Genomic DNA, 24,034 nt, shown 5'->3' with positions numbered 1-24,034 from the left:
GGAGAACAGCTCAAACGCGAGTGAACGATTCTTAAAGTGGGACTAACACCACTTTAGGAATTTGTTCAAACCGTTTGAGCTTTTTTTGCTAGCCGCACTTAAAGGTTGTAAAGCAAGATAAAGGCAACAAAGCCTAAGCTGGAGACAAATAGAAGGCTGCCGAGAATCGTCAAGCCTCTATCCAGCTTTGATTCAGTGATGAAACGTCGCAGCAGCTGATACAGCAGCAATCCTGAAAGTCCGCCTACTGTATTCATCAAAAGATCGGTGGCATCGGTTGCTCCTAGACCTAGGACAAACTGCAACATCTCGATCATCAGGCTGAAGCCGCCAATCAGCAACACCTTTCGCATGATCGATCTATGCTTATCTGTTATTCCCAGCAACCCGCCAAAGGGCATAAAAATGAGAAAATTATACATGATTTCTGTCTGATTGATTCTCCCATTGACGATGGTAGAGGAGTGAAAGGGAATGAGATTGATATTTCTTCGGCCATTTAGGCTGGAGAGGATCTCTGTAAAGGAAATCGTCACTTTAAACAACAGTATCCAGATGAGCACCAGCAAATACAAACCAAGTAATAATCTGGCTATTTTTTTCATAGTCATAAGGATCCACCTTTCTATAAAAAGCGTAAGAAAAATCGCCAATGGTAAAGAAAAAAGTTGCCGGCCAAGCTAAGAAAAAGGTACATACATGGTTCCCAAGAGCCGAGCGCACGGATTTCTTTGCTGCTTCTTTTAGATAATTTCTGCCATAGCACCCATATCAAATAGCCTGCCAATGTTCCCAACGTATTCATCAGCAAATCATCGACATCCGTGACTCTTCGATTAAACAATTGGAGCAGTTCGATCCCTAATGAAAAGCTTGCTCCCAGCAACAGCGTGTAGTGCAGCCTACGAAACCTCTGCCAGATCAACGGCAATAGAAACCCTAGCGGCATGAACATAACACTATTCAACACAGATTGAAGGCCAACTGGATCCTTTAAGGGAATCAGACTGATTTCATCCGGACGAATAAGCTCAGGATAACTCAGGAGGTCCCCAAGCGTTCCAACCCCAGTCACATCAATGACCAAGTAAAGGTATAAAATCAATAAGTAACGCCAGACAAGAAATGAAAGCGGGATTTGTTCTTTTGGCTGCCGCTTTAAAAACAGGCATTGGTAAAGCAGACAAGGCAGAAAAATACATCCCAAGCTGTAGAGACGAAACAGGAAATCAATCATTTATGCCCCTCCTTTAGTGACTAGCTAACTCCTTTTTGATCAGTCGTTTTTGCTGCCAGACCAAAAGATGCTCTCTTATGCTTGAAAAGAAAACAATCACAAAACAACTCGCTGCAACAAAAAGAATACCCACAATAGTTTGAATGATCGGTGTAACAATCGTTCCAGTGAAATCAATTTTATGGACGATTTGACTATAATAAACTTGCCAGGGACTGTTGATATTTATAGTAAAAACAAACGACGTAAAGGTCGTCATCACCAGCCAAACCGGCCAGCGAGCGGTCTTGCTCAAGAGGTAATCACTGTCATTTTCTAAGGAGATCATCGAGTATTCGCGATAAGCCCAATATAGACAGCCAGCAGCTAAAGCAAGCAGGAGTAAACTCATCCACCAGTATCCGCCGGTTTTTCCGATGTCTATAAGAAACAGATTTTTGGGATAATTATTGAATGATTCACCTTTTCGCAAAGAATAAATATCAAAAACGCCATAAACACTGCTGGGGATACCTAAAGCCAGCCAATTGAACACTAACCAAGTGAGGGGCCCAAAAACGATATTTCCCATTAAAGTACCAATCAGCAGATTGGCACTGAATAATAAGAAGATCAATGAACTGAACCCAACGATTGAATAGAGCAATTGGCCTAGCGTTGCATTCATGTAGGGCTGTGGAATCATCACATAAAGCAAGATCGCCTGGATGAGTTTTCCGAAAACCACGGATGCCATAAGCGGCAATACGAGATAAAGAAGTTTCTTTACGAATAGCTCCTTGCGTGAAACACTTAAAGAATAAAGAAATTGGTTAAAGCCAGTTTTCTGATCATAGAAAAAGAGCAAGAAGCCAGTAAGAGCGATCACGACGATCAAGAGACCGGGAGTACGAGATTGGCTCGATTGATACGCCTCATTGGCAGTATAATCCTTGGCTTTAGGTACATTGGTATTCGAAGCATGGGGTTGTGTAGAATGAAACAGATAAGAATGATACTCTACAAATTCATCATAACTAGAAAAGCCCACGGCACCATTTTCGTACGAAGATCCCATAGCACCTTCACTTTCCCTAAACTCCTGCTTTCTTTCCGGATTAGTCAAATAATCATTTCTTTTGTAATGCCAATCCCGTTGTTGGCTATAGCCCGTGTAAGCAGAGAAGGCAATGATCAGCAAACAGAGTGCGATCAATGCTTTTTTATACCGTTCCCAATAGATCGAACGAATCATAATGAGACCTCCTTTTGCAGCCTGTGTGGTTTCGGTTTTAGATTTGCCTCAAACAGATCCTCCAGCGAAAGCGGCAATTCTTCATAAAGCAGGGGCTCGAAGTGTTTGATGGCCTGTTCCAGTTCTTCGCTGTAGGATTCGAAGATCGCAGTAATCACGCGACCTTGAAAGCTCAATAACTTGGACTGTTCCTTGACGACCAGAGGGACCTTTTTTGTTTTAAAAACCATTTGGATCTTTCTAGCATGCTGACGCATCTCTTCTAGATGGTAATCCTTGAAGATCGTGTGGTCCTTCAACAGGAGCGCACGGTCGATCAGGTTTTCCAGCTCGTTTAAATTATGTGAAGCAATCAAGGCAGAGCGGTGTTCACCTAAATGCTCCATCATCAAGCCAATAACTTCTTTTTTGACGATGACATCCAAACCGTCAAATGGTTCGTCCAGTAAAAGATACGTCGCATTTGAACAAATTGCCAGGATGATTTGAACCAATCGTTGATTGCCTTTGGACAGTTGACGGTACAGACTGGATAATCGAAATTGGTACTGCTGAATCAGCTGTAAAAATAAATTTTCATCAAAATCAATGTAGGCTTTCTGATAAAACCCAAGAATTCTTTGCAAAGAATACGCGCGTAGAAAATTTTCCTTTTCGTCAATAAAGAAAATCGCCTGTTTTTGGTGTTTGTCGGTAAAAATCGAGCGGCCATTGACTTGAATATCACCTGCATCAGGTAAATAATGTTCAGCGATCAAGCGGAACAAGGTCGTTTTCCCGGAACCGTTTCGGCCGATCAGTCCTACGATCTCGGATGGAGCAAGCTGAAACGACAGATTCTTTAGGACTGGTTTTTGATTGATCGTTTTTGATAGGTCATTAATGATCATATGGTTTTCCTCCCAATGAAGCTTCATGTTCCTTGATCCAAGCAATCAATTCGTTTCGATCGACTTTCAGATGATTGGCTTCGATCACGAGATCACTCAGCTGTTCTTTTAATTTTCTAATCCGCATTTCGTCACGAGGGGCGTCATCGATCGCCCGGACAAAGGTGCCTTTGCCTTTCACAGTGACCAGCACATTTTCTGACTCTAAGACTTTATATGCTTTGCTGACGGTATTTGGATTCATCAAGAGTTGCTTGGCCATCTCCCGAACAGAAGGGATCTGATCACCCGGCTGCAGGAGACCATGAAAAATATCTTCTTTGATGCCTAGAACTAATTGTTCATAATACGCTTTGCTGCTTGTTTTATTGATCGTGACCATGACGAGCCTCCTTTGCATAGGTGTCTACGTGTACTAGTATACATAGTACACACGAGTTAGACAAGATTTTTTTGAAAATTGAAAGATTCATGTTTCGTTTTAACTCTGGAAATGGTATCCTAACAAAAAGGGAATGTATGTTCTTGTTTTGAAGAGTAAAGGAGTGACTAGGAATGCATAGATGTCCATGGGGTCAAACGAGTCAGAATATGATGGAGTATCATGATGCCGTTTGGGGTGTACCGGAAAGAGAAGATCAACGCTTGTTTCGCAAGCTGGTATTGGATATGAATCAAGCAGGATTAAGCTGGCAAACGATTTTAAACAAAGAAGCGAATTTTGATCAAGCTTATGATTCGTTCGATTTGCAAACAGTGGCTGGATACGGGGAGGAAAAAATTGAAGCGTTGATGCAAAATGCTGGGATCATCCGTAACCGTAGAAAAATCGAAGCCGCGATCGAGAATGCCAAGCAAGTGATGAAGCTGCAACAGGAATTTGGCAGTTTTTCAGCTTATTTGTGGGGCTTTGTTGATGGAAAGCCCATCGATGGTCAGCGAAAATCAATGGAAGAAGTCCCTGCAAAAACGGCACTGTCAGATGAAATCGCCAAAGATTTGAAAAAGCGTGGATTTAAGTTTGTCGGCAGTACAACGATCTATGCCTTTTTACAGGCCGTAGGGATTGTCAATGATCACGAAGTCGACTGCTTCCGATACCAAGAAATCAAACAGATGCTGTAAAGCGTTCTGCCACGCTCAATCCGCGTGGTTTTTTCTTCGCAAAAAAACTCACCCAGAGGATGAGTTTAGTGAAATAAGTCGTAAATTGCCGGATCCGTAAAATCGTCAACCACTTTATCGACGAAATCAATCGCCTCTAGTTCAGGGCGATTGTCATCGGTCGTGACCGCGAAGATTCTCCCAGCACCCGCATTCTCAGCTGCTTTCAACCCAGAGTAGGAATCTTCAAACACCACAACGTCTTTTGGAGCGATCGCAATGTTTTTACTGGCCTTCACATAGAAATCAGGGTCTGGTTTGCTTTTGACAGTTCCGTCGTTAAAAACTACCTTGTCATACTCAAACCAGCGCCCCAAATCGAAAAAGTTAAAGTAAAACCGCACATTGGCTTCCATCGAAGCCGTCGCGATGTTGACTGGTATCTGCTTTTCGTGTAAGAAGTCCAATAATTCAGGGACGCCCTTGATCAGCGTATTGCCATCTGTCAAGGCAAGGACGTTGTCACGGTAGATTTTCTCTTTGCGCTCTGCCAGCTCTTCCATCTCATCTAGCTGCAGGGAACGCTGAAAAATATATTCCAATGCAAATTGATTGTTAACCCCATGAATATGATACTCAAAATCTTCTTTGGTCAGTTTTCGGTCGGTCTCCTGAGAGATGAATGTTTGCCAGGCCGACTCATGGTAAGCTGAATCGCGAAATAGGGTTCCGTTAAAATCAAATACGACACCTTTCATGTTATCCCTCCTAATACCATTAAGTATACTAAAAAAAAGAAACAGGTTGCCAGCCTTTTTCGCTGACAGCCTGTTTGAATGGGTTATTTGGTTAGTTTTTCAAAAAATTGAATGTATTTATCTGTGATCATTTGGAAAAATTGGACCGTGTTATCTGCAATATTTCCATCTTTGTCTACAAGATTCATGATCCCACCAATGTAAGCTTCTGGTTGCTGCAGGGTCGGTACGTCTAGGAACACCAAAGATTGCCGCAGATGATGGTTGGCACCAAAGCCGCCAGGTCCGCCAGGAGAAACGGTCACGACAAGTCCTGGTTTGCCGCCCCATACACTGCTGCCCATGGGACGAGATCCCACATCTAGTGCATTTTTTAAGACTGCGGGTACTGAACGATTGTATTCCGGACTTACGAAGTAAACCCCATCTACTGATTTGACTTCTTCACGGAAGCGCGTCCATTCTTCAGGCACCTTTCCTTCGACTTCCAAGTCTTCGTTGTAAAAAGGCAGGTTGCCGATTTCGATGAATTTAGCTTCATAGCCTTCAGGAAGCAGCTCAGCGAATTTTTTAGCAACAAGTTTATTGTAAGAGTCCTTGCGCAAGCTTCCGACGAAAATACCGATTGTTTTTGTCATGATTGAATCCTCCTTGTTTTTGTTTACCTTTTTATCTTACAAAAAATAAGTAAAGCTGACAAATGATATGACTCGGCAGAATTTTTACAGCTGTAAAGAAAAAACTCTTTACAGCTGTTCAAAAGCGTGATACACTACCTCTTGTGATTAATTAAATGGAGGTGTATTTATACAATGGCAGTTAAAATTCGCTTGAAACGTATGGGTTCTAAAAAGAAACCTTTTTACCGTATCGTTGTTGCTGATTCTCGTTCTCCTCGTGATGGACGTTTTATCGAAACTGTAGGTACTTACAATCCTTTGAAAGACCCTGCAGAAGTCGTTTTAAAAGAGGAAGATGTTTTAAGCTGGTTAGCTAAAGGTGCGCAACCTTCTGACACAGTCCGCAATATCCTTTCAAAAGAAGGTATCATGCAAAAACATCATGAAGCTAAATTCACTAAGAAATAAGGTGGACAACTATGCAAGATTTATCAAACCTTGTGTTAACCATTGTTCGTCCTTTGGTTACCAAACCTGATGAAGTGGAATTAGAAATCAATGAATCGAAAGATTTCTTCGAGTACAACTTATCCGTGGCACCTGAAGATATCGGCCGAATCATTGGAAAACAGGGACGCGTCGCTAAGGCCATTCGTACGATCGTTTACAGCGTACGCACAGAAGGTCCCAAAAAAGTTCGTCTGAACATTGTAGACGGAAAATAGATCAGTCAAACACTCGCATCGTTAGATTCGGGTGTTTTTTCTGTTTAGATAAGGTAGAATACTATCAGGAGGTGAGGCCCTTGAAGATATTCTTGCTATTGGCCAGTCTGCTGCTTCTGACAGCTTGTCAAGGAGCAGAGCAGGCGACGACGACCACGACCACGTCGTCCTCAACTGAAGAATCCATCAGTCAGACAAAGGCGTCCAGTCAATCTTCTTCGAGTACAGACTCTAGTGATACGGACACTGCGATGGATGAGCTACTGGCTTATTATCCAAAAGAAACCTTTCCGCTGCCAAATGCAGTGAACAGCGACAATCAACTGGCCATGTTTGCTACTGAAAGCAATGGTGTGCTGACTGTTTTCTATTACTTAGTCGAAGAGCCAGTCCCGCTGAATGACCCGCGTTTGGTTGACAAGGAACCAATCGCTCAATTTCAACGCATGATCCTATCTTCGAAGGAAGCGGCGCGTGAAGAGGTAGCTCCGGCGTACGATCCCAGTGGGGAAAAAATCGACCTTGGATCATCGATCACAGCGACGCAGCAAAAAGAGGAAGACAGCGATTATTTGAACTGGAAAAAGAACGCGTGGAACTTTCTGATCCGGTCAGATGAGGACCAGAAAGAACTGATTCCACTAGCAAAAGAGGCGGCAGCTTTTTTGGAAAAAGTACAATTGCCAGTCCCGCATGACGTCGGCCAGGTTACCCTGCGAGTCAATGGATTTGAGTATGATCGCAACATGGTCGTTTGGCAGAAAGACAATGTCGTCTATAAAACCAAAAATATCGAACCGATGGGCAGCCTGCGCATGGCGGCTTCGATGAATCGATAAAGAAGGAGAAAAAAAGTGACCAATTATTACAAAGTTGGAAAGATTGTCAATACCCACGGCATTCGTGGGGAAGTTCGGGTAATCTCACAGACCGATTTCCCTGAGGAACGTTACCAAGTCGGAAACTTGTTGTATTTATTTAAGGAAAAAGAGTCCCCGCTAAAGTTGACGATCGCCAGTCATCGCAAGCACAAAAATTTTGACCTGCTTTCTTTTGAAGGCTATACCACGATCAATCAGGTCGAGCCCTTTCGAGACAGTTTGCTAAAGGTTTCGGAAGAACAGCTGGATGAATTGGGTGAAAATGAGTTCTACTATCATGAGATCATTGGCCTGAAGGTGATTGATGAAAAAGAGAGTGAACTAGGTGAGATCATAGAGATTCTATCACCAGGAGCTAACGACGTTTGGGTTGTTAAGCGTAAAGGCAAAAAGGATGCATTGATTCCTTATATTGAATCTGTCGTACAGGAGATCGATTTGAATGCAGGAGTGGTTCGGGTTGAGATCCCGGAAGGATTGATAGACGATGCGAATTGATGTATTGACCCTGTTTCCAAGAATGTTCGAAGGCCCGATGGGAGAGTCAATCATTGGCAAGGCAGTGGAGAAGGATCTGTTGGAGATCAATGTCCATAATTTTCGGGACTATTCAGACAATAAGCACAAGCAAGTAGATGACTATCCTTATGGCGGCGGGGCAGGCATGCTGCTGAAGGTCCAGCCGATCTATGATAATTTGAAAGCAATCGAACAAGAAACGGGAGACCAGCAGAAACGGGTGATCTTACTAGATCCTGCCGGCAAGCCCTTCAATCAAAAAATGGCTGAAGAGTTTGCGAATGAAGAGCAGCTGGTGTTTATCTGCGGTCATTATGAAGGGTATGATGAACGGATCCGGACGCTTGTGACGGACGAAGTCTCTTTAGGAGATTACGTGCTGACCGGCGGAGAGCTGGGGGCGATGGTGATGATCGATGCTACTGTTCGACTGCTGCCGGAGGTTCTCGGCAATCAGACTTCAGCCAAAACCGATTCTCATTCCACCGGTTTGCTGGAGCACCCGCAGTATACCCGGCCAGCTGAGTTCAATGGTCTGTCCGTGCCCGAAGTGTTAACCAATGGCCATCATCGGCTGATCGAAGAATGGCAGCTGAAGGAATCATTACGCCGGACGTATTTGAGGCGACCAGACATGTTGGCACAGGTCGATCTGACGCCAGAAATGAGCAAGCTTTTAACGGAGATCAAACACGAAGAACAAGAATAAAAGCGCGACTGACTAGCATATTGTTTTAGTCAGTCGGGCTTTTTTGCTAGAATAAAAAGAAAAAGGAGCGATGGCGTATGGAGGATTCCTCGGTTTTAACCAACCAGGAGCTGTACGATAAAATCTATGATGGCATTTATCCTAAAAAAGAAAACATCTTTATCCTAGTTTGCGCGATTGTAATCGCTTCTATCGGGTTGAATATGAATTCGCAGCCCGTGGTGATCGGCGCCATGCTGATTTCACCGATCATGGCTCCTGTTCAAGGGCTGGGGATGGGCTTGGCTACGTTTGATTCCATCTTGACTGGAAAAGCTCTGAAGCTGTTGCTGATAGAAGCGGGCTTTGCGATTTTGGCTGCAGCGATCTATTTTTTATTGTCTCCGATCACCTATGCCAGCAGCGAGATCTTATCTCGAACACAGCCGACGATTTGGGATGCGATCATTGCGATCTTCGGTGGTGTTGCGGGAATGATTGGTGCTCGAAAAAAAGAACCCAATAATATCGTACCCGGTGTGGCGATTGCTACCACCTTGATGCCGCCATTGTGTGTGATGGGGTATGGCATTTATGAACAGAATCTGTCTTATTTTTTAGGAGCGGGCTATCTTTTTCTGGTCAATGTCTCCTGTATCGTGATCACTGCATTTATCGTGGTACAGATCTTGCAGGTCTCCAAACGCAAAGTGGTTAAATCACAGGAGGAAAAAAAGCGGAACTACTTGATGATCGTTGTTGCCGTTTTGGTGCTGCTGCCAAGTTTGTATTCGGCAAAATTTTTAGTTCAAAAACAGGTGGCAGAGCAAAATGCAAAACAATTTGTGACCAGTGAATTTGCTCAATATTATGTGCTGAGTCAAACCGTTGATGCCGAGGATCGAGAAATCGTCGTAGATACGATCGGTTCAGAATTGAGCGCGGAACAGTTGACCGACCTGCAGAATAAACTGAAGGACTACAAACTAACCGATTATAAGCTGGTGGTGCAGCAAGTTGCAGATAGCGACTCGTTGACATTGCAGGAGATCGACCGCTATTTCGAAGAGCGAAACCAAGGCCGCGGCTCGCAGACAGAGACACAACGCTTGAACAATCCGATCGAAGACGATGCGCTCAGAGAAAACATGGATCAGATTAAACGCAATCTATTTACCGATTTCCCAAACCGAATCAGCAGTGTGACCCTGCGTGATACCGAGACAAAAGAGGGTAAAGTAGAAGGAATCGTCGAAATCACTCTGCGCAAAGACGCATCTGAAGACGATCTGCAAGAAATCGAGGCACAGGCAAAAGATTATGCAACGAATCAAAAAGAAGAAATAGCTATCAGGGTCGTCAATTAATCACAGATGACAAGAAAATCTTCTTTACAGATGCATTTTAATTGTGTTAGAATGTTTTGGTGAGTGTAAAGCTCTCAACTATTACGATGTTCCGCTGGGGCAAGGCCTTAAGAATGTTTGGGAATAAGGAGAATGATAAAAATGAATCCATTGATTCAAGAACTAACACAAGATCAATTACGTCAGGATATTCCTGCATTTCGTCCTGGGGACACTGTACGTGTTCACGCGAAAGTTGTCGAAGGAACTCGCGAACGTATCCAGTTATTCGAAGGCGTAGTCATCAAACGCCGTGGAGCTGGCATCAGCGAAACTTACACAGTACGTAAAATCTCTAACGGTGTCGGTGTGGAACGTACTTTCCCATTGCACACACCACGTGTTGCTAAAATCGAAGTTGTTCGCTACGGTAAAGTACGTCGTGCAAAATTGTACTACCTACGTGCATTACACGGAAAAGCAGCGCGTATCAAAGAAATCAGAAGATAGGCAAGTTTTTAGACTTCCTGTTGAAGTACAACCTGCGAAAGTCCTTGGTAATCAAGGACTTTTTCTTTTGCTCTTTTTTTCTAAAAATCGAAATTTTTCTCAAATTCCCTTAGATTTTCCCACTTTGACTACCTGTGTAGTCAAAAATGGAATAAATTAAGGGGTTGGACTGACTACAAAAGCCATTCCTAAAATACCAAAACGATTACCGAATTGTGCATCTTTGAAGTTGTGGTTGCTCAAATCGGAAAGAAAAACCATTGCAGCAAACTCAGTTGCACAAAAGCAAATATTGCAGGCTTCTTATAAGTACTTTCAAAGGAGAGCTAATTAAATGCAAGCAAATGATAAACGTATAGTATGGAAGGAAATGAATGATTTTCAACTTTTGGGGATCATTCAAGAGTTCATCAATAAGAACGAAATTCAATCAGTAAGACAATATCAAAGTAAACTCAATGAACAACCACATGCAGTTCCTAGCACATGGTTTATTAACACACGATTTAAATCGTGGGATAACCTTTTACTAACCTTGGGGAAAAAGCCTTATGATAGATATCGATGGAACGCTATTAATAATTCTGATCTTGAGCAAATGGTTAAAGAATTTGTAAAAGAAAATAGAATTTGCTCCCAAAGAAAATATGAAAAAGTGATTGTTGGAAGAGGTATGCCCTCACTATCTACACTAAAAAAACGATTTGGTGATTTAAATTATCTATTTAAACAGGAGAAAGATTCGGATAAGTATACTGATTTTGAATTGTTAAAACTTATTTATGATGAAATTAATCGATTAGGTTTAACTGAAAGTCTATCAAGAACTGAATTTGAAAAGAGTTATGACAAATCAATCATTCCCTCACCTTCAACTATTATGCGTCAGATGAACAAAAGTTGGGAAATGTTAATGCAAGAGCTTGGTTTTGACTATAGAAAAACCAAAGTTGAAAAACTTACCAAAAATTTAAAGCAAAGTCATTCTTAAAAAATCAAACCCTACTAATAGCCTGCTTTTTGAGTGTGTGAAAGAGTTCTTATTTCGCACACTTAAAATGCAGGGCAACCGAGCGAAGTCGAGGTTTAAAAAACTGCCTACCAATTTCAGCAGACAGTTAGAAAATTTTTCAATTATAAAAGAAGTAATCTAACATTAGAAGGTCAATAACCGTTATTGCTTTGTGTTTAGATTCTGCTTAATTTTTTTTAGCTTATCCTCAAATTCATCAGAAAAATTTAAAAATTTCAACAGCATTTCTTTTAATTCTTCATCATTGAATTTGGCTATGGCCTGTTCGTGATTTTCATCAGCATCTTCAATTTTTGGAAAATCAAAAAATTCACTGTAACTAATATTTAATCCTTTAATAATAATATTCTCTAAAGTAGCAATGGTTATTCCAATTTTTTTGTTCTCAATTTTATTTATATACTTTAGTTCTAATCCTGCACGCTTCGACAAAGTATCTTGACTAATTTTTTGCTTTGTACGGAAAAATTTTATTCGTTGAACAATTAAATCATTCAATTGCATGATAGTCCCCTCCTACCGTTAAGATTAAACGAAATTGACTTTTTACATCAGAGTCAAATCGAGCTCTTAGGGGTGTTAAAAACGACTCTTTAATGGTAAAATTATTTTGTTCGTTTATCTTAAAAAAAGGAGAGATTAGAAATGGATGAAATTGAGGAAAAGGTTGAAGTTTCCAAGAAAAATGAAATGGATTATGCTAATAAAGCAAAAGGGGTGTATGCTTCAATTAAAGAGCATCTAACTGTTGAATATCGAAAACAATACAATATAAGACGGCTCGTTGGCTGTTTATTGATGTTTTTATTTATTCGCTACATGGGTTCAACATCTGAAACGGATAGTCTTATAAGTCGACACAGTACTGTACCGTTAATTTGGACTGTGATTGCATTTATTTTTTGGCATTATGCATACTGGAGCTATCAAGGTGGAGTAATTGATACATTTTCAAGAAACATTATTTATGTAGGTTCTATTTGGAGTTTGATTTGGAAAATCGTTGTTCAAAATATCGTTATTCAGATATGGATAGCCTTTATTGCCCCCATCAGTGGGATAAAGACATGGAGAAAAGCAGTCAAACATAATAAGATACTATTTGTTAATAATGATAAAGATGATGTATGGAAATGAGGGGATAGAATGAAAAAGAGGGTTGTTATTGCTACACTAGCTGTATTTTTTTTAGCTGGTGGCATTGCATATGGTGTTCATCACAACAGTGAAGTTCAAGCAAGGGAGATTGCTCAAAAAAAACAAGAAGAACAAGTCAAAAAAGAAGCAGACAATTTAAAATCTGCAGAAAATGCTGTTGATCAAGCGTATAAGACTAGAAATGAAAAAGACATTGAGTCAGCAAACGTTTCAATTGATGGACTTAGCGACAATCAAGAAGCAGAAAAAACTAGACTTGCTAAAAAATTGTCAAAATTGGTTGATCTATTGAAACAGGTTTCAGACTTGAACATTGCATTAGATAAAGCAACAAAATCAAAGGCGGAAGAAGATATAAGAGCAGTACAAGCATTATTAGACAAAGTAACTGATAGTTATTTGAAATCAGATAAAGAAACTATACAAAACAAACTGAACTCTTTAATAGAAGAGATTAAAAAAGAGGCAACTGAAAAAGAGATAGCCCAAGCTGATGATTTCAATGTATCAACGGAATTAGCGCAACCGGCTGAACAAGCACAGTCACAACAAAATAACCAACCCATCTATCAAGAGCAACAACAAAATTATCAGCAACCAAGCTATCAACAACCAACGACGCCAAACTATCAACCTCCCGCTCCAGTGCCAAATAACCCTCTGCCATCAGGACCCGCTGGTGGGACGCCCGGGAATGCAAGCGGAATCCAAGACAGCCCTGGGGGAAATGACAGCATAGGAGGCATAGAGTGGGGTCACTAATTACCTCATTTCAAAAGCACCCCCAGAATCTTCGCTTGATACGCGTAGATTCTGGGGGATTTTTGTTTAAAGTTAGTCTAGAAGAAAATAAGGCTAAAAGATGGGGTTTTCTTTAGCCTTGTTTGATAATCTTTCAATAGTTCTGACGCTGACCCCAAACCGATCACTTGTTTCTTTTCTCGTATGTCCCTCAAATCTATAAGCAATTGCATCTTGTCTCTGCTCTTCTGTTAATCTCGTACGTGACTCCTTATGAAAAACATGTCCACATGATTTGCAACGAAATCTTTGTTTACCATTTTTAGTACCATCTTTATTTGCTTTTCCATGGCAGTTTTCTTTTTTACATTTCATATGCGCCCTCCTCTACTTTATTATATCAAAACCCACCTTTTGTCGCTACCGAATTTCTATTTATTTATATATATCATAGAATAAGACTATCAAGAAAGCAGCAAAATCTTGAAAGATTTTATAGCAAACAAGAAAGAAGGAATAACAATGAATTTAAAAAAAGTGACATCAAAAGAGACGTTCCAGAAAAATTTCAAAAACACTAAGATATACGACATTTTATTAAGTAGTACGTATGAAGTATTTCTAGAATATGCACTTGAACGAGCTACATTTGAAGAGTATTCAGTTTTAGAATTTCCATACTTCTCCATCAGCTTGTTGGAAAAAGCTTGTGAACTAGATTTGAATGTTGAACTACAAAACGATAAATGGCTTGTATCAAAGAAATAAATTAACTAACGAGGTAAACAAAAATGAAAATTTCAACACAAATCAAAACAACGTCCACCAACTTGGTATCTATTTTTGAATTCTTGAAAGCTTGTAATGCTTCATCAGAAGAACTCAATACAGCGATTAAAAAAATGAACTGTGTTATTGCCGAAGATAAATTCGATTATCCTGTAAATTTGAAATTTGGAAAGTATGTTCTAACATTCGCGAATTCATCGAGAGCCACACAGATTAATGAAATATATATAGCAAAAGAAAAATTAGAAGATTATAAAACAATCTACAAAGAACAAGATGCTACAAATTTTTAATCGCAATACAAGTTACAGAAAATGTTACATGACCCTTAACAGTTAAGTCATTAAAAGAGTTCTGTTATGTTGCAACGTCACTATTGTATTTACAGCAAAAACTGCTGTACAGAAAGGAATTGATGTGTTATGTCATCACCTGTTTGGGTAAACCCTTTAGCTATCGTGCTAGGTCATCCAACATCAGAAATTACGAAGATCAGTCCAAGGACCGGAAACGAGTATACAACGGATGCTATCCTTGATCTCAAAGTGCTTTTGGCAGGTTCGATCGAAGCTTTAGAAGATGGTAAATATCGTTATCCTATCGCTGATCATACACAAAATTTAGAATATGTGATTAAAGCACCGAATAAAGTGGACGTTAAATTTGGTACAATGTTGCACTTTAAAAATGTAGTTGGTGGTCAAACTAGCCGGGGCGGATGGTACTCAGCAGATTCTGTTGAAGTTGTACAGAAAAATGCGTAAGTATCGAAGAATCATTCGCAACAAACAAAGTAAATTCCAAAGTCATCAATATTTTTTGATGACTTTGGTAATTTCCTTTACATCTAGTGGACTAAGTGGATACATCTATCATTTGAGTAGCTCGAGTAAATATTTTGCTTTGATTGAAGATTATTCTAAACGAGCAATTATATTTACCTTCATTTGTACAATTCTACTTGTAATTGGTTTTGTTGTTTCTTATAAAAATCAAGAGCGAGTAACCACATTTGATTTGATGGCTATGTCAAAAGAATCACAGAAGCTGTCTAAAAAAATTAAAAGCTTATTTAATGATAAACAAATCACGGATGTATTGAAATTATCGAATACAACTCGATATGGTGATGAAATGCCACAAATTTGTGTTTGGATTGCCGATGATCAAACATATGGTTATGTAGCAATTGAAAATATTGCAAATTATGAGCGCATGGATCGGGAAAAATATGAACAAAGAATATCAGGTATTCTCAGTGGTAAATACAGACGTTTTGCTGTTGTCTCATCCGAACTGACAGATGGTGATACGTATATGCTCTTTCATTTTGAAGACATGCAAACTTCAAATAGGCTTTACGTTAAAGATTCTGATGAATCCTTAGCAGAATTTATTGATACAGATGTTCATGCTATTCGTTTATCAGATGACTTGATATGGCATTCTAATATGACACCTCATCTTAGCATTATTGCTCGTACCCGATCGGGAAAATCAGTATTAGCTGGTCGATATATGGCTCCTTTAATGATTTTACAAGGTTGGGAAGTGGAATATAATTCCGCAAAATATGATCGCTATGTCAAAGAATTCAATGGAAAAAGTACAGCAATCGAGATTGTTGAACGAGCTGAGTACTGGGTACAAGTCATGTTATCAAGACTTGATGAAATCAATGAAGCGGATAAAGAAAAGTACCTTGAAATAGAAAATATGAATGATGTAGCTGTTTTCTTTGATGAAATTGGAAATCTTAATGCGGAACTAGAACTTGATAAATCACTAAAAAAGCGTTGGGAAGTTGCTGTTAACAAATTGAGTGCAACCGGTGCTAGTGCTGGTATACACATTATTGCTATCAGCCAATTTGCTACTAAAGAGGGCTTTCTTCCTTCTCTAGCGCGTGTAAATTGCTCAGACGCAGTTATTATGTTAGGTGGAGCCGCTGATTCCGCTGATGAACGAAAGTATCTGATGGCAGGTTTTGCAGATATGCCCAAGCGTTCATACGAAACAGGTCAAGGAGTCGCTAGGGTTGTAAGTAGTGGAAGAAGATGGGAAACACCACATTTTTATGAAACACCGTGGTTCATAGAAAAATAAGATAGATCAAACGCAGTGCAAGGCTTGCATTGCACTGCGTAACATTTAACTATTTAATTATTCTACGCCTACACGGCACTGGGCTTGTCGATGTGCCGTAATAATTCCAAAAAATTGATTTATCAGGCCAAAAGCCTAATTACTGTAATGTTTTACTCAAAAATTTTAACGGAATAGTTAAAAGAATAGTTTGAAAAGGACTGATTTAAATATGAAGAAACAAGCTGTTTTGAATTGTGTCATGATTGTTCAGCAATTAGATGAGCAGTTTTGGCATGAATGGGATAAAGATTATATAGAAGAAGCAAAAAAAGGAAATATTCGACCTCTTTTAGAAGAAGTGGTCAATCGGCTTGAAAAGAGCGATTGCGTAGTGAGCGAAGCGTACGGAATCATTCATGACAAGGATGAGATTGCCGTATGGGATTCAGAAAAAATGGAAAATGTTATCGAGAAGAAAGCAAAGCATGTTCATCTATTAATTAAATTTGACAAAGGGAATACGATTACCAACCTAGCCGTAACCTCGGGGATTGAACCTCAGTATTTGGAAAAAGCCAAGTCTGGACGATATGGTTATGATAATATGACCGCTTATCTTGTACATGCAAAAGATCTTGAAAAGTTTCAGTACGATCCAAAAGAAGTCGTAACAGCCAAAGGCGAAGATTATTTTAGTGTCTATAATCGCAGAATGGATAAATGGGTAAAGGGGCGTGCGATTAAGGAAGCAACAGAAACAAATCAAAGTATTGATTATGTAGTGTCAGAAATTGTTGCAGGTAATCTTACAAAGAGTCAAATAATGCTGACAGATGATTTATACAAAATATATGCTCTCCATAAAAGAAAGATAAATGAAGCATTTGAAACTTTTGGAGAAAGTAAAAGTTATCAAACAATAGCTGATTTAGAAGCGGGTAGATTCAAAAAGACAGTTATTTTCATTCATGCAAAAAGTGGTGTAGGAAAAACTATTTTGAGTAAAAAAATAATTAAGATGATACAAACGCTTGCTTTGTATTATGAAAAAATGTCTTGGGAATTTTGTATGACGGCTTCTACAAATCCATTTGACGAATACAATGGACAAGAAATTTTATTTCTAGATGATATTCGTGCTGATAGTTTAAGTGTCTCGGATTGGTTAAAGCTACTTGATCCATACACTATTAGTCCAATTAGTGCAAGATATCATAATAAATTAGGTTCGGCAAAAATCATTATTATCACAAGTACAAAGGAACCTGTTGATTTTTTCGAAAATGTTCGATTCAATTTCTCAGAAGATGCGGGACAGTTCATTCGCAGAGTTGAATTATTGATCAAAATTAACGAAGGTTTTAATTTATATACTTCAACACAAGATGAACATTACATGAAAAGAGGCAAATTATTGTTGCCTAAGAAGAAAAATCTTGATGGTCGATATTCTCACAAATTTGTGAAGGTAAATAGACACAAAAAGAATAGAGGTTTAGGAAAAATCCTAAAGACAGTGCAACAAAATATGAAATGGAAAACAAAGAGCCTGTCACAACCGTCCGCAAAAACAACTGTGACAAGCATTCCTAAAAAGGTAGCAAGTAAATAGAAACTTGCTTCCCTCATTATACACGAAAGGTGAATAAGATGGATAACGAAAACAAGGAAGTACATCTGGATGAAAAAACACTGACAATAATACATTATATTTTAGAAATCGCAAGTATAAAAGAACTCCCTCTCGTGCTGACAAATTCAGATTTGAAAAAAGAATTTCAAATCAGTGATAGCACTTTGAACCGTCTGATAAATTACACTGAATTTCCGCCATGCTGGAAAGGAATACGTGGGCATTATTTGAGAGACGACATAATTGCATGGTATCGAGACAAAGATTTTGAAGGCTTTCGAAAGATTATGAGAGAGATCAACTCATTATAAAATTTACAATGGAAGAAAGTTATGTGATAATGGCAGCATAAGAATTTACTTCAACAGAAAATCTATACTGCCCACAACTTCCTTCATGACACTAGGAGGATTTTATGGAAACGAAAGATAGATTTAAGAGGAAAATCAATTCGAAAGGAAAAGTAACGTGGTATTTTCAAGCGTTTCGAACGACGAAGCGTGGTTTCAGAACAAAGCGCGAAGCACAACTTGCTTACTTAGAAATGGAAAAGGAATATCGTTTTAAAAAGCAAATAGTTACTAAAAACGAAAAATTCTCAGTAGTTGCCAAATTGTGGTTTGAATATTATAAAAGTTTAGGTGAGCAAAAACAAAGTACGTATGAGAAACGCTCAGAAATTCTAAAGACCCTTTGCCGTTGGTTGGGCGACAAAGAACTGGTTGAGTTAGAATCGGAGTTTTTAGAAGGCTTTTTCTATATGCTTAAAGAAAAAGGCATTGATGGGAAATCTAAAGGCTATTCAAAAAACTCACTTCAAGGATTGAAGCAAACCTTGAATATGATATTCAAATTTTGCGTCAAAAAAAGTTTTCTAACGAGCAATCCATTAACTGGAGTCAAATTGCCCAAATATCAAAAAAGTGTTGAAGAACTAAAAAAATCATTGAATTGCCTAGATCAAGACTATCTCACGATTGATGAGTTGAGAACTTTTCTAAACTATTCAATAATTCACGAAGACTTGCCTCTATCCACATTATTTCATGTTCTATTTTATACAGGATGTCGTGTATCTGAAGCTTTAGCACTTCAAAAGTCTGATATTTTGACTGAGACTAACGAAATTCTTTTCTACAAACAAACAGTTGTTAGTGGAAAACAAGCTGATTTTCGGATTGAGTCTACTAAAACAAACAGCTCGGCAAGGCGAGTAGCTGTTACTCCCTTAGTAATGAACAAGCTGAAAGTGTTGGTTGAATCGCTCGATAAGATGCGTAAAGATTTAGAATTCAAAAACGACGATAATTATTTGTTCATATATTTAGAACAAAGCAAACGAGGAATTCCTTTTCGACGAGAGTATGTAAATGACCATATAAAGAAATGTGTTAGTCGTTCTGGAATTAATAAGCCTTTTCATACACACTTAGCACGTCATACAATGACTAGTTTAGTTGCTGAACATTGTAGTTGGGATGTCCTAAAAGCCAGACTTGGTCACACAGATAAATCAACAAGTGAAATTTACCGTCATTTGACTGCTAATGAACGACTTAAACCTTTGACCGCCTTTATTGAACTGGAAGAGTAGCTATAAAAATCTAGTCAAAAGTAGTCAAAACTAAATAGAATAGCTTTATATCAAGCCTCTAGAGGCTTTCGCTAGAATCAAAGAAATCAGAAGATAGGTTTTCTGAGATTCTTTATCGAAGTAATAACTGCGAAAGTCCTTGGTATCAAGGGCTTTTTCTTTTGCTCTTTTTTCGAGAGAATTCGGTTTTTCGGACTTTTTATCCTGTATTTTCCTAGATTTTCCAAAGTTGACTACGTATGCAGTCAAAAATGGTGAAAAAGGTAGTAAGTCAGTGACTACATTATTCATCTTGAAAGTACCAAAACGATTACCGAATTTTACAGTCCAGAGGTTGGGATCAACTCTCGTCCGGTAGAATACCCAATTCAACTACTACGGTGAACAAAAGAGAACTTTTCGCGGTTTCTATAAAACTTCGAGGAGATGATTTGTTTGAAATCAACTGATAACAGAATAATTTGGAAAGAAAAAAATGACTTTGAATTGTTGGGATTAATTAATCGCTTTATTGATAAAAATGAGATAGTTACTGTCAGAGAGTACCAGAAAAAATTAGCTGATAACAGTGGTCAAGCACCTAGCTTATGGATTATCAATCAACGCTTTGGATCTTGGGATAAAATGTTGTTATCACTAGGAAAGAAAACCTATCAAAGATATAAGTGGGACGAGTACTCTGATAGTAAATTAGAGAAGCTCGTAAAAAAATTTATTACTGATAATCAAATTCGGTCGCAAAGAAGGTATGAGAAAAAATGTGTTGGTGAAAATATGCCATCCTTATCAACTCTAAAAAAGAGATTTCAGGATGTTAGACCGTTCTTTAGTTCTGAGAAAGAAAAAAAAGTAAGTGATTTTGAAATGATGTATCTATTGAAGACTGAAATAGAGCGACTTAATTTAGAAGCTTCTCTTTCTAGAAGAGCCTTTGAGCAGAATTACGATAGAAAAATAATGCCCTCACCATCTACGATTATCCGAAGAACTGGAAAAACATGGGAAGAGTTAATGAAAGAAATAGGTTTCAATTATCGAGAGATTAAGATAAAAAGAATCACAAAGAATTTGAAGCAAAACCAAAAGTGATTCAATCAAGCCCAGCCGACGAACACGCCCCAGCGTGGGCGGCGAGCTGGAAGCTTGTCTTTGGTACGCGCTTGCGCGTACCAAAGCGTTAACCCCCAGTATCTAACTAGGGGGGTAGTAAATACAACATTTCAAACAAAATACACGTAGAAACAATTGATACAACAGTCTTTCTACAAAATCAAAAAAGTGTGAGGTAAATTTGTTTACTTCACACTTTTTTCTATGAAGGAGAATGCTATGGGTTTTAGTGCGGTATTAAAGGAAAAACGAACTCAATATGGTGTCTCACAACGTAAGTTGTCTGTTTTGAGCGGTTATTCTAGAGAACACATTAATCGCATAGAAAATGAGAAAGAAACGCCATCAGAGAAAATGAAAGAGACTCTACTGACTTGTTTAGAAAGAGTGAATCCAGAAAATGATTTTGAATTGGTCTTTGATTATGTACGTTTAAGATTTGAGAGTCATGATGTTCCATATATCTGTGAAAATATTTTACGAATCAAAATGAAGTATATGATTTACGAAGACTATGCCTTCTATGGTTATATAGCGAAATATGCTTTTAGTGACATTCAAATAATGATATCGCCCGAGGAGGATGACAAGGGAACACTTGTTGAACTAAAAGGACAGGGATGTCGAGAATTTGAAAATCTATTGGTCGCTCAGAATCGTTCATGGTTCGATTTTTTCAATACATGTGAAAAAGAAAAAGTCCATTACAAACGTATTGACTTGGCGATTAATGATCGAGTTGGAATTCTCTCCATTCCTTATCTAGCGGAAAAGTGTTCGAAAAAAGAGCTACGGTCTAAATTCCGTTCATTCCGCTCAATTGATTCTGGAAGGCTAGAGGATGAAGAAGAAGCGTTAAGCTCGCTAAGAACCACGCTTTATTTAGGTTCCTTAAAAAGTGATATTTACTTTTGTTTTTATCAAAAGAATTACGAGCAGCTTGTAAAGAATAGTATCGCTCTTGAAAATTCAACCATTAAGAATCGCTATGAGATTCGCCTAAAAGATGATCGAGCGTATTATGCAATACAAGACTTACTGACACATCAAGATTTTGAACAAACAGTTTTTAATATCATCAATACATATATTGTCTTCCTTACTCCTATAAAAAATCAAAATAAAAGGAAGTGGACTACTGATCCAAAATGGAAACTATTTCTTGGGAAAACGAGAGACAAACTCAAATTAACTTCGGAGCCACAGCCTTATGATTTACGACGAACATTGGCATGGCTTAGAAAACAGGTTGCGCCTACCTTGAAACTGTTGCTTTTAATTGATCAGGAGAATGGTACAAATAAAATCATGGGAATGATTTCCTCTACTGAATTTTCTCCGCAACAAAGAAAGAAGTTTGAACAATTCATACCATTTGACTAATAGTTTCAGCATACGAAAATAAAAATCTCCTCCACAATAAATGCGAAGGAGAAGAAACATGAAACGGTGTTGAATTATTTGAGCCCGTTACTTAGTATGAGTGGCAGCTCATAAAGCGTTAAATAATACGGCTCTAGCAGAGTATGAGTGAGATTCTTTCTATCCATATGTTGTGGAGCAATATACGAACTAGGAGAATTTTACTACTCTGCAAAAAGTATGATAGGAAAACCAATAAAAAAACAGCATTGGTCTCCTACCAATACTGTTGCTTAGCCTTAATAAACAGGATATAAAGATATTCCTGAAAATTTTAAACAATTAAATTACAGAGAAACTAATAGTAAAACACTAGATATTTCTCTTGAAATTGAGTAAAATATTTACTGTCAATGGCTTTCATTGACTAAGGGCAACTTGATTGGTCATTCTGAGTGACTTAATCAGGGCTTGGTAGACTAGTTGGCGCTAGTTGACCAAGTGCCTTTTTTTATTTAATTACCTATCATACGACTACTATTTTAAAGAAAAAATGGAAGTGAGTCAATTAGAACATTCTTTTGCTCAGCAAATAACTATCGATAATTCTTGATTGTAAATGTTTTTCATAGTGAATATTAGTTTTGGAATTAGATAAATGATAAGTCATTGTTCAAAAATTGAGTAAATAGTGTGAGCGATTCATTTATGGGAAAAACTCGAATAATTGTAGAATCGAGGAAAAAGTTTTATTAAACAATAGTTAACAGTTAAATTTTAAATCGTTCGCTATTTTTCCTTCTGATTCAAATTCCTATATTAGCACTGAAACAATTAAAAAGATCCTTCACATACTTAAGGAATATCTGAAAAAAAGATATATATTTCAGAACTCTTATGTGTTAAATTAACTGTGAATGATTTGAACAACATCTCACAATTAAAAGAAGGTGATCGAATGGAAGTCCGAAAAAAGTACGAGTTCAAAAACATAGGTATTTCTTATGATCAATTGATTTATAAAGTCGGAAGTTACCACTATAATTGGCATTATGAAATTGAATTACTGTGGCTATTAACAGGTGAAATTGAAGTGAATGTTGAAGGGGATACTTTTGGTTTAGAAGAAGGAGATCTGTTGATCATCAACTCTAATTGTGGACATGCAACATTTGCTTCTGTTCCCAATAGCATAGCGATGCGACTATATATTTCACCTGATTTCTTTACTTCCCAAGGATTTGATTTGTCTAAGGGACGATTTGAAATGAATGCTGCAAAAGAAAGAATGAATCCCTTATATAACGAATTAAGACGAGATCTTGCTAGATTACAACTTCTTTCTGAAGATAATTCTGCCAACCAGTTAAGTCATAATGGATTAATCTTTACTATTGCAGAAAAAATGACTAAGTTCTTTTTATTGAATACAAATAAAAAAAGTACATATACTGTTGGACAAAAGAAAGAATTTTTAGATTTTGCAATTCAATATATTGAAGATAATTTTAAATCGGATATCACACTTGAGAGACTTGCCCAACACTGCAATTATTCGACTCCCTATTTATCTAAAATGTTCAAATCGGAATTAGGCATAAACTTCTATGAATATCTAACAAGATGTCGATTACAACACTCTATCAGATCACTAGCTACAACTGAAAAAAAAGTAGCTACCATTGCTTTTGAAAATGGTTTTAGTGATGTTAAAGCCTTAAACAAAATGTTTAAAAAACATTTCGGGACGACTCCCTCTGAGTATAGAAAACAAATCAATCCTCATATTCAAGAGATTGATAGAACATTTAAGAATGATTTGGATGTGAAAGAAAGAGATTTAATTGAAGAAAAACTTCTTTCTTATCGTGAAATTTCTCCTCAAAATAATCAAAATTTATGTGACATTTGTACAAGTAAAGAATACGAGAATAAGTATAATGATTTGGTAGAGAACATAAAAAGTATAGTTAATTAAAAATGTATATAAATTTTCTATTTAGGGGAATCACAA

Annotated in this window: 30 protein-coding genes; 21 read left to right on the top strand and 9 right to left on the bottom strand. The window is 38.1% G+C overall.

What is annotated here, in order from left to right; all coding sequences use genetic code 11:
* Positions 1-98: 98 nt before the first annotated feature.
* Genes NRIC_RS00275 through NRIC_RS00255 form a run of 5 tightly spaced genes read right to left on the bottom strand, consistent with a single transcriptional unit; the run spans position 99 to position 3,743 of the window.
* Positions 99-611 carry a VanZ family protein gene (locus NRIC_RS00275; RefSeq protein WP_146620688.1) on the bottom strand — a complete coding sequence of 171 codons (513 nt, stop codon included), beginning with the start codon at positions 609-611 and terminating at the stop codon, positions 99-101.
* A 14-nt stretch (positions 612-625) separates the two neighbouring features.
* Positions 626-1,237, bottom strand: coding sequence for a VanZ family protein (locus NRIC_RS00270; protein WP_146620687.1), 612 nt, complete (start codon positions 1,235-1,237; stop codon positions 626-628).
* Between the two features lie 13 nt (positions 1,238-1,250).
* A complete protein-coding gene (locus NRIC_RS00265; protein WP_146620686.1) occupies positions 1,251-2,471 on the bottom strand; it encodes an ABC transporter permease in 1,221 nt (406 codons plus the stop codon).
* Positions 2,468-3,361: an ATP-binding cassette domain-containing protein gene (locus NRIC_RS00260; protein WP_146620685.1), complete on the bottom strand. Its 894-nt coding sequence runs from the start codon at positions 3,359-3,361 to the stop codon at positions 2,468-2,470. The genes NRIC_RS00265 and NRIC_RS00260 overlap by 4 nt, the downstream gene beginning before the upstream one ends.
* A complete protein-coding gene (locus tag NRIC_RS00255; protein ID WP_146620684.1) occupies positions 3,351-3,743 on the bottom strand; it encodes a GntR family transcriptional regulator in 393 nt (130 codons plus the stop codon). Before NRIC_RS00255 ends, NRIC_RS00260 begins: the two co-directional genes overlap by 11 nt.
* A gap of 173 nt (positions 3,744-3,916) precedes the next feature.
* Between NRIC_RS00255 and NRIC_RS00250 the strand changes: the two genes are divergently transcribed.
* Entirely contained in the window at positions 3,917-4,486 is a 570-nt protein-coding gene (locus NRIC_RS00250) for a DNA-3-methyladenine glycosylase I (protein WP_146620683.1), read from the top strand.
* 65 nt (positions 4,487-4,551) lie between these two features.
* Here the strand turns inward: NRIC_RS00250 and NRIC_RS00245 are convergent, their stop codons facing one another.
* Positions 4,552-5,223: an HAD family hydrolase gene (locus NRIC_RS00245; protein WP_146620682.1), complete on the bottom strand. Its 672-nt coding sequence runs from the start codon at positions 5,221-5,223 to the stop codon at positions 4,552-4,554.
* An 83-nt stretch (positions 5,224-5,306) separates the two neighbouring features.
* The gene (locus NRIC_RS00240; RefSeq protein WP_146620681.1) at positions 5,307-5,861 is read right to left on the bottom strand and encodes an NADPH-dependent FMN reductase; all 555 of its coding nucleotides are present in this window, start codon (positions 5,859-5,861) and stop codon (positions 5,307-5,309) included.
* A gap of 174 nt (positions 5,862-6,035) precedes the next feature.
* Between NRIC_RS00240 and rpsP the strand changes: the two genes are divergently transcribed.
* From rpsP to NRIC_RS00200, 8 genes are all read left to right on the top strand, one after another.
* Positions 6,036-6,311, top strand: coding sequence for a 30S ribosomal protein S16 (gene rpsP / locus NRIC_RS00235; protein ID WP_146620680.1), 276 nt, complete (start codon positions 6,036-6,038; stop codon positions 6,309-6,311).
* An 11-nt stretch (positions 6,312-6,322) separates the two neighbouring features.
* Positions 6,323-6,568 carry a KH domain-containing protein gene (locus tag NRIC_RS00230; protein WP_146620679.1) on the top strand — a complete coding sequence of 82 codons (246 nt, stop codon included), beginning with the start codon at positions 6,323-6,325 and terminating at the stop codon, positions 6,566-6,568.
* 80 nt (positions 6,569-6,648) lie between these two features.
* A complete protein-coding gene (locus NRIC_RS00225) occupies positions 6,649-7,407 on the top strand; it encodes a hypothetical protein (protein WP_146620678.1) in 759 nt (252 codons plus the stop codon).
* Between the two features lie 15 nt (positions 7,408-7,422).
* A complete protein-coding gene (gene rimM / locus NRIC_RS00220) occupies positions 7,423-7,947 on the top strand; it encodes a ribosome maturation factor RimM (protein ID WP_146620677.1) in 525 nt (174 codons plus the stop codon).
* Positions 7,937-8,677 carry a tRNA (guanosine(37)-N1)-methyltransferase TrmD gene (gene trmD / locus NRIC_RS00215; RefSeq protein WP_146620676.1) on the top strand — a complete coding sequence of 247 codons (741 nt, stop codon included), beginning with the start codon at positions 7,937-7,939 and terminating at the stop codon, positions 8,675-8,677. Before rimM ends, trmD begins: the two co-directional genes overlap by 11 nt.
* Positions 8,678-8,754: 77 nt before the next feature.
* Positions 8,755-10,023 carry a TIGR00341 family protein gene (locus NRIC_RS00210; RefSeq protein ID WP_146620675.1) on the top strand — a complete coding sequence of 423 codons (1,269 nt, stop codon included), beginning with the start codon at positions 8,755-8,757 and terminating at the stop codon, positions 10,021-10,023.
* A gap of 141 nt (positions 10,024-10,164) precedes the next feature.
* The gene (rplS, locus tag NRIC_RS00205; protein ID WP_010756017.1) at positions 10,165-10,512 is read left to right on the top strand and encodes a 50S ribosomal protein L19; all 348 of its coding nucleotides are present in this window, start codon (positions 10,165-10,167) and stop codon (positions 10,510-10,512) included.
* 334 nt (positions 10,513-10,846) lie between these two features.
* The gene (locus NRIC_RS00200; protein ID WP_146620674.1) at positions 10,847-11,503 is read left to right on the top strand and encodes a hypothetical protein; all 657 of its coding nucleotides are present in this window, start codon (positions 10,847-10,849) and stop codon (positions 11,501-11,503) included.
* Positions 11,504-11,686: 183 nt separating this feature from the next.
* Here the strand turns inward: NRIC_RS00200 and NRIC_RS00195 are convergent, their stop codons facing one another.
* Positions 11,687-12,049 (bottom strand): helix-turn-helix domain-containing protein, encoded by a 363-nt coding sequence (locus tag NRIC_RS00195; protein ID WP_146620673.1) that lies wholly within the window; start codon positions 12,047-12,049, stop codon positions 11,687-11,689.
* 141 nt (positions 12,050-12,190) lie between these two features.
* On the opposite strand from NRIC_RS00195, the gene NRIC_RS00190 reads away from it, so the two are divergent.
* Both NRIC_RS00190 and NRIC_RS00185 read left to right on the top strand, forming a co-directional pair.
* Entirely contained in the window at positions 12,191-12,682 is a 492-nt protein-coding gene (locus tag NRIC_RS00190) for a hypothetical protein (RefSeq protein WP_146620672.1), read from the top strand.
* Positions 12,683-12,691: 9 nt separating this feature from the next.
* Positions 12,692-13,465: a hypothetical protein gene (locus NRIC_RS00185; protein WP_146620671.1), complete on the top strand. Its 774-nt coding sequence runs from the start codon at positions 12,692-12,694 to the stop codon at positions 13,463-13,465.
* Positions 13,466-13,558: 93 nt separating this feature from the next.
* Here NRIC_RS00185 and NRIC_RS00180 read toward each other — a convergent pair whose 3' ends face one another.
* Positions 13,559-13,819: an IS1/IS1595 family N-terminal zinc-binding domain-containing protein gene (locus NRIC_RS00180; RefSeq protein WP_146620670.1), complete on the bottom strand. Its 261-nt coding sequence runs from the start codon at positions 13,817-13,819 to the stop codon at positions 13,559-13,561.
* A gap of 147 nt (positions 13,820-13,966) precedes the next feature.
* On the opposite strand from NRIC_RS00180, the gene NRIC_RS00175 reads away from it, so the two are divergent.
* From NRIC_RS00175 to NRIC_RS00130, 10 genes are all read left to right on the top strand, one after another.
* Positions 13,967-14,212, top strand: a complete 246-nt coding sequence (locus tag NRIC_RS00175; RefSeq protein ID WP_146620669.1) for a hypothetical protein — start codon at positions 13,967-13,969, stop codon at positions 14,210-14,212.
* A 23-nt stretch (positions 14,213-14,235) separates the two neighbouring features.
* Positions 14,236-14,526 (top strand): hypothetical protein, encoded by a 291-nt coding sequence (locus NRIC_RS00170; RefSeq protein WP_146620668.1) that lies wholly within the window; start codon positions 14,236-14,238, stop codon positions 14,524-14,526.
* A 129-nt stretch (positions 14,527-14,655) separates the two neighbouring features.
* Complete coding sequence (locus NRIC_RS00165; protein ID WP_146620667.1) at positions 14,656-14,997, top strand: hypothetical protein; 342 nt, start codon at positions 14,656-14,658, stop codon at positions 14,995-14,997.
* Complete coding sequence (locus NRIC_RS00160; protein WP_227873691.1) at positions 14,990-16,339, top strand: cell division protein FtsK; 1,350 nt, start codon at positions 14,990-14,992, stop codon at positions 16,337-16,339. Before NRIC_RS00165 ends, NRIC_RS00160 begins: the two co-directional genes overlap by 8 nt.
* Before the next feature lie 211 nt (positions 16,340-16,550).
* On the top strand, positions 16,551-17,933 hold the full coding sequence (locus tag NRIC_RS00155; protein ID WP_175579952.1) for a Rep family protein: 1,383 nt from the start codon (positions 16,551-16,553) through the stop codon (positions 17,931-17,933).
* A 38-nt stretch (positions 17,934-17,971) separates the two neighbouring features.
* Positions 17,972-18,265 carry a DNA-binding protein gene (locus NRIC_RS00150; RefSeq protein ID WP_227873690.1) on the top strand — a complete coding sequence of 98 codons (294 nt, stop codon included), beginning with the start codon at positions 17,972-17,974 and terminating at the stop codon, positions 18,263-18,265.
* Between the two features lie 104 nt (positions 18,266-18,369).
* Complete coding sequence (locus tag NRIC_RS00145) at positions 18,370-19,548, top strand: site-specific integrase (protein WP_146620666.1); 1,179 nt, start codon at positions 18,370-18,372, stop codon at positions 19,546-19,548.
* Positions 19,549-19,983: 435 nt separating this feature from the next.
* The gene (locus tag NRIC_RS00140) at positions 19,984-20,637 is read left to right on the top strand and encodes a hypothetical protein (RefSeq protein ID WP_146620665.1); all 654 of its coding nucleotides are present in this window, start codon (positions 19,984-19,986) and stop codon (positions 20,635-20,637) included.
* 240 nt (positions 20,638-20,877) lie between these two features.
* The gene (locus NRIC_RS00135) at positions 20,878-22,041 is read left to right on the top strand and encodes an XRE family transcriptional regulator (RefSeq protein WP_146620664.1); all 1,164 of its coding nucleotides are present in this window, start codon (positions 20,878-20,880) and stop codon (positions 22,039-22,041) included.
* A gap of 937 nt (positions 22,042-22,978) precedes the next feature.
* A complete protein-coding gene (locus NRIC_RS00130) occupies positions 22,979-23,998 on the top strand; it encodes an AraC family transcriptional regulator (RefSeq protein WP_146620663.1) in 1,020 nt (339 codons plus the stop codon).
* Positions 23,999-24,034 lie beyond the last annotated feature (36 nt).

This window comes from Enterococcus florum, from assembly GCF_004309355.1.
GTDB classification, from domain to species: domain Bacteria; phylum Bacillota; class Bacilli; order Lactobacillales; family Enterococcaceae; genus Enterococcus_A; species Enterococcus_A florum.
The sequence above is the reverse complement of the archived record's forward strand: the minus strand, read 5'-3'. Positions and strand labels throughout refer to the sequence as shown.

Bases quoted from the DNA above. Each gene is read 5' to 3' on its own strand.
- NRIC_RS00270 (WP_146620687.1), bottom strand. From the start codon at position 1,237: ATGATTGATTTCCTGTTTCGTCTCTACAGCTTGGGATGTATTTTTCTG.
- NRIC_RS00145 (WP_146620666.1), top strand. From the start codon at position 18,370: ATGGAAACGAAAGATAGATTTAAGAGGAAAATCAATTCGAAAGGAAAA.
- NRIC_RS00160 (WP_227873691.1), top strand. From the start codon at position 14,990: ATGCGTAAGTATCGAAGAATCATTCGCAACAAACAAAGTAAATTCCAA.
- NRIC_RS00210 (WP_146620675.1), top strand. From the start codon at position 8,755: ATGGAGGATTCCTCGGTTTTAACCAACCAGGAGCTGTACGATAAAATC.
- NRIC_RS00275 (WP_146620688.1), bottom strand. From the start codon at position 611: ATGACTATGAAAAAAATAGCCAGATTATTACTTGGTTTGTATTTGCTG.
- rplS (WP_010756017.1), top strand. From the start codon at position 10,165: ATGAATCCATTGATTCAAGAACTAACACAAGATCAATTACGTCAGGAT.
- rpsP (WP_146620680.1), top strand. From the start codon at position 6,036: ATGGCAGTTAAAATTCGCTTGAAACGTATGGGTTCTAAAAAGAAACCT.
- NRIC_RS00180 (WP_146620670.1), bottom strand. From the start codon at position 13,819: ATGAAATGTAAAAAAGAAAACTGCCATGGAAAAGCAAATAAAGATGGT.
- NRIC_RS00200 (WP_146620674.1), top strand. From the start codon at position 10,847: ATGCAAGCAAATGATAAACGTATAGTATGGAAGGAAATGAATGATTTT.
- NRIC_RS00165 (WP_146620667.1), top strand. From the start codon at position 14,656: ATGTCATCACCTGTTTGGGTAAACCCTTTAGCTATCGTGCTAGGTCAT.
- NRIC_RS00185 (WP_146620671.1), top strand. From the start codon at position 12,692: ATGAAAAAGAGGGTTGTTATTGCTACACTAGCTGTATTTTTTTTAGCT.
- NRIC_RS00195 (WP_146620673.1), bottom strand. From the start codon at position 12,049: ATGCAATTGAATGATTTAATTGTTCAACGAATAAAATTTTTCCGTACA.
- NRIC_RS00150 (WP_227873690.1), top strand. From the start codon at position 17,972: ATGGATAACGAAAACAAGGAAGTACATCTGGATGAAAAAACACTGACA.
- NRIC_RS00240 (WP_146620681.1), bottom strand. From the start codon at position 5,861: ATGACAAAAACAATCGGTATTTTCGTCGGAAGCTTGCGCAAGGACTCT.
- NRIC_RS00175 (WP_146620669.1), top strand. From the start codon at position 13,967: ATGAATTTAAAAAAAGTGACATCAAAAGAGACGTTCCAGAAAAATTTC.
- trmD (WP_146620676.1), top strand. From the start codon at position 7,937: ATGCGAATTGATGTATTGACCCTGTTTCCAAGAATGTTCGAAGGCCCG.
- NRIC_RS00245 (WP_146620682.1), bottom strand. From the start codon at position 5,223: ATGAAAGGTGTCGTATTTGATTTTAACGGAACCCTATTTCGCGATTCA.
- NRIC_RS00170 (WP_146620668.1), top strand. From the start codon at position 14,236: ATGAAAATTTCAACACAAATCAAAACAACGTCCACCAACTTGGTATCT.
- NRIC_RS00190 (WP_146620672.1), top strand. From the start codon at position 12,191: ATGGATGAAATTGAGGAAAAGGTTGAAGTTTCCAAGAAAAATGAAATG.
- NRIC_RS00255 (WP_146620684.1), bottom strand. From the start codon at position 3,743: ATGGTCACGATCAATAAAACAAGCAGCAAAGCGTATTATGAACAATTA.
- NRIC_RS00265 (WP_146620686.1), bottom strand. From the start codon at position 2,471: ATGATTCGTTCGATCTATTGGGAACGGTATAAAAAAGCATTGATCGCA.
- NRIC_RS00130 (WP_146620663.1), top strand. From the start codon at position 22,979: ATGGAAGTCCGAAAAAAGTACGAGTTCAAAAACATAGGTATTTCTTAT.
- NRIC_RS00260 (WP_146620685.1), bottom strand. From the start codon at position 3,361: ATGATCATTAATGACCTATCAAAAACGATCAATCAAAAACCAGTCCTA.
- NRIC_RS00230 (WP_146620679.1), top strand. From the start codon at position 6,323: ATGCAAGATTTATCAAACCTTGTGTTAACCATTGTTCGTCCTTTGGTT.
- NRIC_RS00250 (WP_146620683.1), top strand. From the start codon at position 3,917: ATGCATAGATGTCCATGGGGTCAAACGAGTCAGAATATGATGGAGTAT.
- NRIC_RS00135 (WP_146620664.1), top strand. From the start codon at position 20,878: ATGGGTTTTAGTGCGGTATTAAAGGAAAAACGAACTCAATATGGTGTC.
- NRIC_RS00155 (WP_175579952.1), top strand. From the start codon at position 16,551: ATGAAGAAACAAGCTGTTTTGAATTGTGTCATGATTGTTCAGCAATTA.